10 protein-coding genes and 1 tRNA gene are annotated in these 13,723 nt (G+C 49.7%); 5 read left to right on the top strand and 6 right to left on the bottom strand.

Annotated elements, in window-relative coordinates; all coding sequences use genetic code 11:
• Positions 1-162: 162 nt before the first annotated feature.
• Positions 163-239: transfer RNA gene (locus HMPREF9069_RS03405), tRNA-Asp, on the bottom strand.
• Positions 240-410: 171 nt separating this feature from the next.
• Here HMPREF9069_RS03405 and HMPREF9069_RS03410 point away from each other — a divergent pair.
• From HMPREF9069_RS03410 to HMPREF9069_RS03420, 3 genes are all read left to right on the top strand, one after another.
• Positions 411-719: a YbaB/EbfC family nucleoid-associated protein gene (locus HMPREF9069_RS03410; protein WP_353640730.1), complete on the top strand. Its 309-nt coding sequence runs from the start codon at positions 411-413 to the stop codon at positions 717-719.
• A gap of 3 nt (positions 720-722) precedes the next feature.
• Positions 723-1,328 (top strand): recombination mediator RecR, encoded by a 606-nt coding sequence (gene recR / locus HMPREF9069_RS03415; RefSeq protein ID WP_021625752.1) that lies wholly within the window; start codon positions 723-725, stop codon positions 1,326-1,328.
• 66 nt (positions 1,329-1,394) lie between these two features.
• A complete protein-coding gene (locus HMPREF9069_RS03420; RefSeq protein WP_035438356.1) occupies positions 1,395-2,234 on the top strand; it encodes a hypothetical protein in 840 nt (279 codons plus the stop codon).
• Positions 2,235-2,753: 519 nt separating this feature from the next.
• Here HMPREF9069_RS03420 and dnaX read toward each other — a convergent pair.
• The 4 genes from dnaX to HMPREF9069_RS03440 form a co-directional block, all read right to left on the bottom strand.
• Entirely contained in the window at positions 2,754-5,015 is a 2,262-nt protein-coding gene (gene dnaX / locus HMPREF9069_RS03425; RefSeq protein ID WP_021625754.1) for a DNA polymerase III subunit gamma/tau, read from the bottom strand.
• A 134-nt stretch (positions 5,016-5,149) separates the two neighbouring features.
• Positions 5,150-5,944: an amino acid ABC transporter ATP-binding protein gene (locus tag HMPREF9069_RS03430; protein ID WP_021625755.1), complete on the bottom strand. Its 795-nt coding sequence runs from the start codon at positions 5,942-5,944 to the stop codon at positions 5,150-5,152.
• Positions 5,945-5,953: 9 nt separating this feature from the next.
• Positions 5,954-6,817, bottom strand: a complete 864-nt coding sequence (locus HMPREF9069_RS03435) for an amino acid ABC transporter permease (RefSeq protein WP_035438357.1) — start codon at positions 6,815-6,817, stop codon at positions 5,954-5,956.
• A 144-nt stretch (positions 6,818-6,961) separates the two neighbouring features.
• Complete coding sequence (locus HMPREF9069_RS03440; protein ID WP_021625757.1) at positions 6,962-7,933, bottom strand: ABC transporter substrate-binding protein; 972 nt, start codon at positions 7,931-7,933, stop codon at positions 6,962-6,964.
• 298 nt (positions 7,934-8,231) lie between these two features.
• Between HMPREF9069_RS03440 and HMPREF9069_RS03445 the strand changes: the two genes are divergently transcribed.
• Both HMPREF9069_RS03445 and HMPREF9069_RS03450 read left to right on the top strand, forming a co-directional pair.
• Positions 8,232-9,515: an amidohydrolase gene (locus HMPREF9069_RS03445; protein WP_051317773.1), complete on the top strand. Its 1,284-nt coding sequence runs from the start codon at positions 8,232-8,234 to the stop codon at positions 9,513-9,515.
• 58 nt (positions 9,516-9,573) lie between these two features.
• The gene (locus HMPREF9069_RS03450) at positions 9,574-10,836 is read left to right on the top strand and encodes an adenosylhomocysteinase (RefSeq protein WP_021625759.1); all 1,263 of its coding nucleotides are present in this window, start codon (positions 9,574-9,576) and stop codon (positions 10,834-10,836) included.
• A 162-nt stretch (positions 10,837-10,998) separates the two neighbouring features.
• Here HMPREF9069_RS03450 and HMPREF9069_RS03455 read toward each other — a convergent pair whose 3' ends face one another.
• Positions 10,999-13,608: a DUF2339 domain-containing protein gene (locus HMPREF9069_RS03455; protein WP_232204033.1), complete on the bottom strand. Its 2,610-nt coding sequence runs from the start codon at positions 13,606-13,608 to the stop codon at positions 10,999-11,001.
• Between the last annotated feature and the right edge of the window lie 115 nt (positions 13,609-13,723).

Genomic DNA, 13,723 nt, shown 5'->3' on the forward strand with positions numbered 1-13,723 from the left:
GTTTGGCACGTAGGGCTGCTCCAACTGAAAGAATCTGTGGCGTTTGGCAGACAGGTGTTGCCGAAATAGGGCGATGGCTCATTTTGAATGTAAAAGCTAGGAGCCGAGACCCATCAGCGCACTACAAAAAAGACCCCACCGAAGCAGGGTCTGAAAATTTCCTGGCGGGATATGCGGGGCTCGAACCCGCGACCTCCGACGTGACAGGCCGGCGCTCTAACCAGCTGAGCTAATACCCCAGGAATCACGTGCGGAAGCATTGTACACAGAAGCGATGGCATTTGTCTAGCATTTTTTTAAAAATTTGTACCTAAGGACTTATTTGCGGTTACAGTAGTGCCCTAAGCGTGCATTTTGATGGTACTTGTGCACATTTGGTGACCAAACGAGAGGATTTTTTCATGCCCCAGATGAATATGCAGCAAATGATGAAGCAGGCCCGCAAGATGCAGGAGCAGCTCGAAGCAGCTCAGGCACAGCTAGGCGATATCGAAGTCTCTTCTTCAACGGGTGGTGGCATGGTCAAAATGACTGCCACCGCTGATATGAAGGTTACTTCTGTCACTATCGACCCACAGGCACTAGATCCTGAAGATGTTGATTTGCTACAGGACATGATTCTCACCGCAGTTAACGACGTGATTGAGTCTGCTCAGGCGGCAGCAAGCCAGCAAGTCTCTGCTGCTACTGGTGGATTCAATATTCCAGGACTGATGTAGACGTTGGAAAATACCAGTAATAGGCACACTCTGCAGCGCCTCCTTGACGAGTTGGGGCGCCTGCCGGGCATTGGGCCAAAGTCGGCACAGCGAATCGCATACTATTTGCTTGAAGCGGATGCTGAAGAAGCATCGCGCTTAGCTCATGCTATTTTGGATCTTAAGAGCCAGGTGCATTTTTGTCCGATTTGCTTCAACTACGCCACTGAAGATCGCTGTGAAATTTGTGCGGACTCCAGTCGTGATCGCTCGGCAATTTGCGTTGTATCCGAACCGCGCGATATTAGCGCTATCGAACGAACGGGCGCCTATCACGGTCTGTATCATGTGCTCGGCGGCGTTATTTCACCGATGGACAAAATTGGCCCCGACCAGCTCCATGTACGCGAGTTACTCGCACGTCTTTCTGACGGCGAAGTGACCGAAGTTATTCTTGCTACTAATCCCAATGTTGAAGGCGAAACCACCGCTACTTACCTCGCCCGTATCATTTCCCAACTGGGCATAACCACCTCGCGCCTTGCGAGCGGATTGCCTGTTGGCGGCGATCTAGAATATGCCGATGAGGTAACGCTTGGCCGAGCCATTGAGGCACGTCGTATTCTTTAGGTTCTTTAAGTAGCGCAAGCGGTAAAATCACAGAACAGTCTTTAGATGCGGCTGAGAGGACAGACGATGGCAGCAAACCATGCACAGCACGGGAATAACGCTCAGCACTCTGGAGCAGCCGCAAACCCTTCTCGCAGAGGGTCGCGCCGCCACATGACTGGCGTTGCGCCCAGCACAAAACCCGCTAATACGCGAATTCCCTCACCGCTTGATGATGACTCTCCTCGCCCCATTGGCGTAGATCCCGCTCAGACTGGCTCATTTTCACTTTTGGGAAAAGGGCAGGGCGCGCGCATTACCAATCGCGACAATGCTGAGTTGACACGTCAAGCACAGACGCAAACACCACTGTCAAGCAAACGTCGTTTATCGCGTTCTGCTCGTCCTAAGGTAAAGTCTCATCAAACTAAAACTCATGGCGATCACAAACTCTATATCCTGCTAGGAGTTCTAGCGACAATCGTAATTTTGTTGGCTGTAGTCTTGCTGCGCGCTGCTTTTGCACCAAACCCTGCAGCGAAGAAGAACGCTCAGCAGACACAGGCAGCTGTTGGTGAGACCCTCAAACATGATGGTGCTGCATATGCCCTGCGCGAGCAGGCTGATGGCAGCTATGCCCTAACCTATCTTGCAAAAGGCGCAGAAGCAGAACAAACCCTATGTACGCTGAGTGGTCAGCCAATAGGCCTTTACTTCTTTGATGGCTCGTTGATCATCCCTGAGAACACCAAAGCTGGCTGGGATGTTCTTGCATACATGCGCGGCGTCAATACTGAGCCTGTACCTGTTGATGCAGGTGGAAAACCAGTCGGCGGCAAGGGTTCACTGGTCTCTGCTGAATTGAATGAGTCTACGCTGACCGTCACTGCCAAGGATGGGACAACCACCGAAGTAAAGTTGTCGTAAGCCTTTCCCACGCATTCGCATAAGTCCCTACCTCCGCATACGCTTCTGCGTTCTCAAATTTCTACTTCTGCAAAATCCTCGCTTCTACAAGCCTCTGCTTTCCTACATCTCTGTCTCTACATCTCTATAAAGGCAATCCCCCCTCATCCCTGTCTCTACATCTCTATAAAGGCAATCCCCCCTCATCCTTTATCGTTTACTTAAAAAATTTAGCCCTGAGGTAGCCTTTTTATTCGGAATGCGAATAAATCTGGCTCCTCGGGGATAAAAGATTTAACTACCTAGACGCAGGGGTGCCTAGACGCGGAGGGCACCTAGACGCAGAAGGTGCGTAGGCGCAAAGGGTACCCAGATGCAGGGGGTACCTAGATGCAGAGGCGCCTAGACGCAGGGGGTGGACAACCAAGCGGCTAAGCGGATAAGCAGGACGAACGGATGGCCGAATAACTGGGCAGGCTGATAGGCAGCTAGTCGGGCGGACTGCCAAACAGATGTCGAGCAAATCTTGGACAAATTGAGCTAATTCTGGCCACTGCGATCTTTGACTCCGTCACCAAAGATGCTAACAAGCATGTTCATTACACTCGCTGCGTCAGAGGGGTCAAAGTCAGGCTGCGAAGTATTCGAAGACTTCGTAGGTGATGGCTTTGGTGCAGCTGCCGGAGCGGGATGCGACGCAGGCACAGCGACTGGTGTTGGTATTGAATTTGGGACAGGAGCCGAAGCGATAGTTGATGCCGATGCGGACATCGTAGGTTGTGCGGGAGTTTGCGATACGGGCGTCTCAGGCTGCACGGGCACTACTTGCGATGTAGGCGCCGCAGGCTGTGCAGGAATTGACTGTGACAAGGGTGGGATTGCTGCAGCGGGCGCGGGCGTAGGAGCGGGTCGTGGCTGAGGCTGAGGAGTAGACGGAGAGGCTACAGGGTGAGATACTGGCGCATTCATTGCGGAAACGGCAGGTGCGGCAGAGGTAGTGCTGACGGCAATTTCATAATCTATCTGTCGGCGACCAAACTGCATAGCCACAGCTTCGCTCACCGCTTTAGCAACGTCAGACCGAGAAAGCATCTTGACGGCAAAAGGCGAGGCATTGTGCAAAACAACAACCAGCGTACTGCCGTCGTCAGACTTAACGCTAGAGTTAAGAAGCAAAGCAGCACTTGAAGGCTTTGCCTGCTGAAGCTGAGCGATAACTTGATTCCAATCTCCACCACCTGTTACGGCAGGAGCTGATGCAGCTGTCGTGTGAACCGCGTAAGCAGAGGATGTGGGCTGCTGCGACTGAACTGGCACCGCCTGTGGCGTAATAGGATGTAACTCAGGCGCAGCAGGATGCGGAATAGATGCGGATGCTGGTTCTGGCTTGGGTGTGACGACAGAGTGCGGCATAGGCTTCGGCGTGGGCGCGGGTGTCGACACAAACTGGACAGGCGCAGACATGGGGGTGGTAGGGGCTGCAGGCTGGAGTGATCCTGCGGGCTTGGATGCCATCGCAGACTGGAGTGATCCTGCAGGTTTGGATGCTGCCACAGGCTCAGGTGCCATCGCAGGCTCAGATTCCGCCACGGGCTTTGTCATTGCCACAGGCTTTGCCACTGCCACAGACTTCGCCACAGGCAAGGCCGCCCCATCACACGCCCGCGTCTCAAGCACAGCAATACGCTCCGCCAAAGACTCAAGTGTCAAGTCACTTTCAGGACGAGCGCAGCGCGTAAAAGCCAATTCAAGCGTCAAACGCGGATTGCGTGCGGTACGCATCTCCCCCATCGTCTCACTCAAAATGCCCAAAATTCGAGCTACGCGATCTGCAGAGCCAAAAGCAGTAGCCTCTTCACTCAGCTCTCCAAGTTCTTCTTGGCTGGAATACACAACATCTGCCTGGGGACCAACGGCTGCAATCACATACACATCACGCAAGCGTGCCGCCAACTCACGGGCGAACTGAAGCAAATCTTGGCCTTCATCGACCAAAGTGGAAACTTCAGAAAAAAGTTGAACTACATCACGCGCAGCGAGTGCCTTTGTCACGCCCGCAAGTGTTGCCGAGCCAACTTCGCCCAGCAAGCTCGACGCCATCTCAAAACTCACGGAACCAGCACCAAAAACCGATAGCTGCTCAAGCGAGGAAAGCGCATCACGCATACCACCGCGCGCATGGCGTGCAACCAATTCAAGTGCTGCGGGCTCATAACTAAACTCTTCCTGCTCACAGACATACGCGAGCCGCTGCTGCAGCTCTGCGTTGCTGATCGAATGAAAATCAAAGCGCTGCACACGCGATAAAATTGTCGCTGGCACCTTTTGCGGATCGGTGGTACAGAGCACAAAAGTTACGTGCGCTGGAGGTTCTTCAAGGGTCTTGAGCAGCGCATTAAAGGCTGCTGTCGTCAGCATGTGGACCTCGTCAATGATATAAACCTTGTGGCGCCCACGCACGGGAGCAAAACTGACGTTGTTGATAATCTCTTCGCGCACATTATCAACACCTGTACGCGATGCCGCATCAAGTTCGTAGACATCGGGATGTTCACCCGCAGCAATAAGCTGGCATTGCTCACAAGTGCCATCAGGCAACTGACCTACCCCACGCTCGCACATTAAAGCTTTTGCCAGCAAGCGTGCCATGGTTGTCTTGCCTGTGCCGCGTGGTCCACAAAATAAATAAGCATGGCTTGTACGACCTTCAACAACTGCATGCTCCAACGTAGAAACCACATGCTGCTGTCCAACAACATCTTCAAATGTCTGGGGACGATATTTGCGATAGAGCGACTCCATGCTTCCTCCGTACAGGTTGGGTGAATACTAAGTATACCCACCGACCTAGACTACAGAATAGCCAGAGCCAAACGCAAAAATTTATAAGCAGAACAAACGAAAGCGCCTTCAACGTCTAAAGCTAGAACAACAGCTTAATTCCAATCACGATACGAATGGAAAAATGCACGGGTTTCGGGATCGCTTGGATTGTCCATAACGTCGTGAGGCGTACCATTCTCGGCCACCTTGCCACGACGAAGCAACACAATGCGATCTGCCGCACGATGAGCAAAGCCCATCTCATGTGTTGCCATCAAAATTGTGGCACCTTGATTTTTGAGCTCTTCAACCATTTCGAGCACTTCACCCACCAGCAGCGGGTCAAGGGCAGAGGTGATCTCGTCTAGTAGCAGCAGCTCGGGCTCCATCATCAACGCACGCGCAATGGCTACACGCTGTTGCTGACCGCCAGAAAGGCGATCGGGAAATTCGCGAGACTTGGCATCCATGCCAATGCGCTTGAGCAGTTCCATCGCGCGTTCCTCAGCACGCGCTCGATCCCAACCAAAAACTTTACGAGCAGCCAGAGTGACATTATCGATAACGCGCATATGAGGAAAAAGGTTGAATTGCTGGAAGACCACACCTATGCGTGCACGGGTCTTATCCTGATCTATGTGCGGATCAGTAATATCGGTATCTCCCAGCCAAATTTGCCCATCATTGACCTGCTCAAGAAGGTTGACGCACTTCATCAAGGTTGACTTACCCGAACCCGAAGGTCCCAACACTGCCACTGTCTCGTGTTTGCGCACGTCAAAGGAAATATGATTGAGCACAACATTGTCGCCAAAGCGCTTGACCACACCATCAATGCGCAGGACTGGCTCGCCAACCACTCGCTGTTCCCGCTCGCTATAGCCTGCACCAGCAATCAAATCTGCCACAAAAAGCTCCTATACCATGCCAGACGTCTGCTCACGCTTGCGCAGGCGCGCAGTGTACCAGTCGTTAAGAATAATGAACGGGATACTCATGAGGATAAAAAGCAAGCTTGCAACCACATAAGGCGTGTAGTTAAACGAGCGCGCCACCGCAATCTGTGCCGCGCGAACCGCATCAACCGCACCCAACGTCGAAATCAAGCCCACGTCTTTTTGCATAGAGATAAAGTCATTCATCAGGGCAGGTGCAATCTTGCGCAGTGCCTGCGGAATAATAACAAGACGAACCGTTTGACCCGAAGTTAGCCCCAATGAGCGAGCAGAGGCGCGCTGCGAGGGGTGCACATCTTCAAAACCCGCACGCAACACCTCAGCGATATAGGCGGAGTAACTCAAAATAACTGCAATAGTACCCAGTACCGCTGAGTCCATGCGCCCAAAAAGTCCTAGGCCCGGTATACCAAAGCCAATCAGATACAGCACCACCAGCATCGGAATGCCACGCATAATCGTGGTATAAGCACGCGCAAGCACACGCAGAGGGAAAAGTACCGGTGATTTGGAAATGCGCACAACTGCCAACAAAGTGCCAAGCACTGCTGTACCCACGAGTGCATAAACCAACACACGCATATTGAGCCACAGACCATCAAGCACCTTGGGGAACGACTCGGCAAAATATTCAGGTGAGAAAAACATCTCGCGCACACGTGGCCAACCAGGAGATACGTTGAGAATCACACCCACAGCCATAACAAAAGCAACTGTGCTCAGCAAACTCACCACAACAGAACGCATACTCTGGTGACGTCGGAACGCCTCACGCTCCTGCTCGATGCTGCTTACTTCAGTATCGAGTGGCTTGCCGTCTGACATCCTATCCACCTTTTCCATAAATCACGACCACCCATAATAGCGGGCGGTTTTCTTGTCCTGCGCAAAGAATGAGCAGCTGGGTTGATGGCCCGTAATAACAACGGCAGGACGGAAGGGTAGTCCGCCTGCCATCGAAAATAAGTATTACTCAGAAAGTATAGGAACCTCGGTAGTGTACTCTGCCATCCACTGCTTGGTAAGTTCCTCAATCTTGCCGTCTTTGGTCAGGGCGTCAACAGCGGCCGTAACGGGAGCGGTAAGCTTGGAATCCTTGGGCAGAATAAAGGCAAGAGGCTCTGCTTCCGAACCAGGAATCTGACCAATAAGCTTGGCGTTATCAAGCTCGCCGTTATCAGGATTTGCCATGTAAACGGCTGTGGGAGTATCCGTCACGATACCGTCAATCTGATGCAAGTTGAGCTGAGAAGCAGAGTCAACATTGTCGCCCAAAGGCTGGACATTGCTGCCAATCTTATCCTGTGTCCAAGCCAAAGCTGTAGAAGAAGCATCCATACCAATGGAAGCATCCTTGAGCTCAGACAAAGAAGTTGCTTTTGCAAATTTGTCGTGATCCTTGGCGGCATCCACAATCACCGATTGAGTCGGGGTGAAATAAGGGCTAGAGAAGTCCACGGCAGCCTTGCGCTCTTCAGTAATGCCAAATTGCTGGATGTTGACATCCCAGTCTTTATCGCCAGGAGTAATTGCATTATCAAAGCTCGTACGCACCCAAACAACATCGTCATAAGCAAAGCCAAGCTGAGCTGCAACAGCATAAGCAACAGCAGCCTCAAAACCCTCGCCCGTCTCGGGAGCATCATCCATGACATAAGGAGGCCAAGCAGGCTCACCAGTAGCAATAGTCAACTTACCTGCCTCGTGAGTGGCAAGCGCCTTTGCCTCGTCAGTAGTGGCGGCAACAGGATAAGAAGCCTTAAAAGCAGCGACCTTTTCTGCCTTTGCAGCATCATTGCTAGCAGAACCCCCAGCACTACCTGCGGCGCTACCGCTGCTTTGAGGTGCCTTGTTTGAGCATGCAGCCAAAACCATGACTCCGCCTGCACCAGCAGTAATAGCTGAAGCCTTCAGAAAGTTACGTCTGTCGAGATTCGCCATTTGCGTAGTCCCTCCTCAACGCGCTCGCAATAACTACGAGCATGTTATGGCAACAAAATCTGTCACCCTACGAAACCTAAAGCATTAATATCCTAACAATCAGTCGCTCGGTATGCGAGCTATGTCAAGAAATGGGTCGGCTAAACGTAACATTCTTTTCTGTCACTGCTGTAAGGTCATTCCCATCAAGCAGCGCCGTCGTTTCTTATCACCACTCAGCTACTCCCACCAAGCAGCAGCACCGCCTATTCGCCACCTCGCTATACTAAAAAACAGCTCAATTGCGAAAGGATTGCTTGTGGGATTTGAAATTCAAAACGGCTTAGTTTTGCTTGATAAGGGTACAGAGGTTGGCTTTTGCGTAGAGCAAAAAACTCTTTATATCCAAGACGGACTAATCACAGGTATTGGCGCGGCTCCTACTGGGTTTATAGCAGAGCAGATCATCGATGCGCGTGACCGCCTCATAATCCCTGGGCTTATCAATGCTCATACGCATAGCTATATGTCGCTGATGCGCAACGTGGCCAATGATTTGCCCTTTTCCGATTGGCTCTTTGGCGGGGTGCAGCCCATCGAGGACCGCATGGAGCCCAAAGATGCCTACTGGGCATCACTTTTAAGTCAAGCAGAAATGATTCGTACGGGCACTACCTGCTTTAATGATATGCAGATGCATATTAATCAGACCACTCGTGCTGTCAGCGAAACTGGTATGCGTGCTGTCATCTGCCGAGGTCTTGTAGGCAATGACTACGATCTTAATGATCGTCGTCTGGCAGAAGCTCTTGACGAGCTTAAGGACTGGCGCAATTGCAGCAGGCTTTCCTTTCTGCTGGGACCCCATGCTCCTTATTCTTGTGGTCCTGATTACCTACGCATGCTTGCTGAAATAGCCCAAGAGGCTCAACTGGGTATCCACATCCACATTGCTGAATCCCAAGCTGAGACTGACGACATCCAAAAAAAGTATGGCGTCTCTCCCGTTGAATATATTGACAGCACTGGCATTTTTGATGTGCCTTGCATCGCGGCGCACTGTGTTCGTGTCAGCTACTCTGACCGCATGATTCTTGCAAAAAAACACGTCAGCGTTGTAAGCAATCCCGCTTCAAATATGAAACTTGGCAATGGTTTTGCGCCTGTACCCGAACTCATGGCGGCAGGTGTGAATGTGTGCCTTGGCACCGATGGTCCTGCTTCCAATAATGCACAAAATATGTTTCGCGAAATGGGGCTGTTTGCTTTGATACACAAAGGAACCCATGACAGCTCCACCTGTATCACCGCAGCAGACACCTTGCGCGCAGCAACTAGCAATGGTGCCCGTGCGCTCAGACTAAACTGCGGCGAAATCGCTGTTGGTCGCAAAGCAGATCTTGCGCTGTTGCGGCTCGATCTACCTTCTATGATTCCTGCTACCAATCTTCCCGCTGCGCTCACCTATTCGGCAAGCGGTGCTGAGGTAGAAAGCGTCATTATTGATGGCAAATTTGTAATGGATCACGGAGAATTGCTTACCATCGACGAAGAACGAGTCCGCGCAGAAGTCACGCGTATTTATCATCGTCTCAACCTCTAGCTAGGTCAATTTTGTAAGAATGTGCAAAAAGCACTGCGATATGTAACGGAGGATACTTATGCCAGCCGATAAGAGTGTTATCAGGGACATCAATCTTGCTGATTCTGGATTGCTCAAGATTGATTGGGTAAGACGCAATTGCCCGCTGCTTACCATGCTGAAGGAAGAATTCGAGCAGACCAGGCCATTTGCAGGCAAGAAAATTGCCTTGTCCATTCATCTCGAAGCAAAGACAGCTTATCTTTGCCTGGTGCTTGCAGCTGGCGGAGCAGAAATGTATGTTACGGGCTCCAATCCACTATCGACCCAAGATGATGTCGCCGCCGCATTAGTACACGAGGGTCTTGAGGTCCATGCCATTCACGGTGCAACAGCCGAAGAATATGCCGCTGGCACTCACGCCGTACTCGCCGCTGGTCCCGATCTCATCATTGATGATGGTGGCGACTTGGTTTATCTCATGCATACCGATCCAGAGCTGCAAAAACTTATCCCTCATGTCATTGGCGGCTGCGAGGAAACTACAACAGGAATCATCCGCCTAGAAGCTATGAACCGCGAGGGCAAGCTACGCTTCCCAATGGTGCGCGTTAACAATGCCATGATGAAGCACTTCTTTGACAACCGCTATGGCACAGGCCAATCTGTTTGGGATGGTATTGACCGTACCACCAATCTTGTTGTTGCTGGCAAGACTGCTGTTGTCGCAGGCTATGGCTGGTGTGGCAAGGGCGTTGCAATGCGCGCTAAAGGCCTTGGAGCTCGTGTTATCGTTACAGAAATCGATCCCGTCAAGGCAATCGAAGCGGTGATGGATGGCTTCGACGTGATGCCTATGGCAGAAGCTGCACCTTTGGGCGACTTCTTTATCACTGTTACTGGTTGCAACAAGGTCATCGATGAGGAAGATTTCCTCCTCATGCATGAGGGCGCCATCCTCTGCAATGCTGGTCACTTTGACGTCGAAGTCGACATGGAGGGGCTACACAAGCTTGCTGTAGAATCCAAGCTCATGCGTGAAAACATCATGGGTTACAAACTACCTAATGGTATCTGGATTTATGTCCTTGGCGAGGGCCGTTTGGTCAATCTTGCTTGCGGCGATGGGCACCCTGCAGAGATTATGGATATGTCCTTTGCAATTCAAGCGCTCTCAGCAAAATATCTGGTTGAGCACCAAGGTGAGTTTGATGAGATGCTCATGGATGTTCCTACGGACGTTGACTTGGAGACTGCCCGCAAAAAACTCTCCTTTATGGGCAAGCACATCGATGTACTTACACCCGAGCAAGAGCACTACCTCAATGACTCTGACGTGTAAAAGCTTGAGAACAAGCAGTACACAAGTAAGCTAAATAATTTGAACCGCACCTGCAAAACTTGGACTTAGAAAAAAGTTCGGGTTTTGGAGGTGCAGTTTTTACCATCCATCTTCAATGAAATCCACTGTCGCGATTGGCATTCTCAATCCACCAGACTTGATTTAATCCGGCAAATTTTGATTGGTAAGATCGCTTGATGTAACAGGAAGCAACTTCTTCGCTGCATAGTTGTACAAAAGACTTATCGCAAAGCATAAGACGCCGCCAATAATAAAAGCGACGATACGAGAAATTGTAGAACCATCACCAAAGTCAAAGAGCACCATCTTGAGTACGCAAAGCATTGTTACAACCAAGCCATACAGACGCATTGGTCGAATGTTTAATCTAAAGCCTACGGCTATACAAATGAGAGCACAAATCATATAAATCAAACTTATGGCATAACCCAGCTCTTCAAGAATGCCCAAACGATTTAAAACTGCTGGGCATAAGAACGTAAACAAGATTGCCCAGACAACCTGAAGAAAGGCAAGTGAACGTCTATTCTTTTGTGCGTGCTCCCATACACGAGCCACGATCATAGCCAGTACAAGCACAGCGCACAAAAGATATATGGTAGTAGCAAATAGGTTTCTCGCTGGACTGTTTGTATCAGGGCTACCTGAGATATGAAAAATAAAACTGCTGAGAAGAACAACTTCGTTAATCTGTGCCGCTATAATCCAAGCTCGAGAACAAACGGACTTTTCTTGTAATTGCAAGAGAGAAAAGCCCGTAAAAGCTGTCTGTGGAAGACCGGGGAAGAACACAAACAACCCCATAAGCTGAGCCAATCTGAACAATGGTAATTGTTCAATAAAGAGACCATTAATAGATGGAATTGTCTCCATAGATAGCTCGAAGAACACCAGTAATACAAATAGCACAGGAACACGTTTTGCCTCAATATCAACGTTGTAGCCATGATGCCTCCACCATACAAGCGGAGCCATAGTTGCTATTAAAGCAACAAGGGGTCCAAGTACACCAAATTCTGGAACAAGCTGAGCGTAGCCAGTAGTCAAAAGATACACTGCTTCGACGGCCAAAATTACATGACCTGCAATAGCATAGTTGCCGTCTAGCTGTGCGTACGAAAGAGCATAGAGCACAACTGTAACGAGGAGCAAACCAGAAATTGAAGGAATAAAGGCTACCCATCTAAAGTGTGGAGCACTAATCAGCAGCAAGATAGCAGCAACACTTGTTGCCGCAATAATCGCCACTCTGCTCAAACCAGCATTGAAGTCCTTTTTCTGGACAAACAATAAAATAATTCCCACATGAAGCACCAGTACAAGAATGCATATACCAAGCGCAGCATCAAGCTCCCAAGTAATACTCTCCTGCATAATGCGCTGGAAGAAAAACTCCGATGACACCTGCAGATTTGTATGCGTCCAAGATAGAAAAAGATGAACGAGCACCTTGTATACATCAGTGCAAAGCATATAAAGCCACAAAAACTCCCCTATCACATAAGATGGAGTTGCTGCTGTATGTTGAGAGACTTTTTGATCCTGCATCAAAGCTTTTCTTAGTAAATAAAGAACGAATGATGCGGTAATAAACTGAATGAAAAACGCAAGGACAACAACAATACTCGGAAGTTCCGAACGAAATCCCGCGGTATATATAGGAATAACAAACCAGAATATCCCAGAAAAGAGGATTTCTCCTGCATCAAAGCGATGCCACAGATAAGTGCTTGCTATGAGGGCAAGGACTAATGATGCAAGTAGCCCCAAGCAGTATACGCGACGCATACTTACTAGGCTTCCACCTACAACAATAAGACAAGCAAGCAGCTGATAAGCAATAATAATGAAAATACTGCTGTCACTAAAACCAAAGCTGTAGGAAAAACAAACCGAGATGATCATGCCTGCATGGGCTACAACCGCAAGCACAATGGAATTAAAGCGTTTTACCAAATACATACATAAGGCGCTCCAGACTAAAAGCAGCGCCAGAACACCAAGATTGTCAAGATATCCAAAATAAAGGCGTGTTATAAGAAGCGAAATAAAGAATCCTCCTGCACCTGTTCCCAAGAGGATTGATGGGAGCAGCGGCGCATGCTTTGTTACATTAATCTCCCCCGTAGCCAAAGGAATTGTATGAGCAGAAACTTGACGTTTGACGGCAACGAAGCCAACAACCAAAAATACAGCGCTCAAACTGTACATAAGCGAGCAGCGGATAACATCACCCAAAGAAGGAACAACGAGCATGCCAAGAAGTACAAGACCAATAAAGACCAATCCAGCAGAAACAAAACCAAAGATATTTCGACCTATGAGGTTTTCAAATGATGAGAAACTCGCCTTTTGAGAAGGCTCAAAACTAGAGGATGACTCTGGGGTAAACGCTGATTTTGAAATAAACCCCTCTGGTATGGGAGGCACACCTGCAGATCGCTGTGGTACAGCGGGATGCTGCGGTGTAGTAGGGACTGAAGTAGGTATGGTGGTTGGTGCAGGTGTAGCACGGACTACAGAACTGGATGGTGTTGCGGATGTATATTCCGTTTGATTCGGGGGCGTAAGTGCAAGATCGGGGTTATTATTTGTCGATTTAGGCTGCTTCTCTGGTAGGAGCGTCTGCAGCACATTTTCTAAATGCTTGACTTTTCTTTTTAGTGTAGAGATCGAAACAACGCTGTAAATGACAAGCACTATGAGCGCAAGTTCGAAGAGCGGAGGAAGCCTATCATACGGATATAGCATTACTGCACCACCTTTGTATGCAAGCCTTAAGGCAGCCACCAATACAACAAGGCGTTTATACTCCGTAGTATTACACACAATATGGTATTGCGTTTTTAGCATGCCAAGCTGTGAT

Origin of the sequence: Atopobium sp. oral taxon 810 str. F0209 (assembly GCF_000466405.1) — a bacterium.
In the GTDB taxonomy this organism is placed as follows: Bacteria; Actinomycetota; Coriobacteriia; order Coriobacteriales; family Atopobiaceae; genus Olegusella.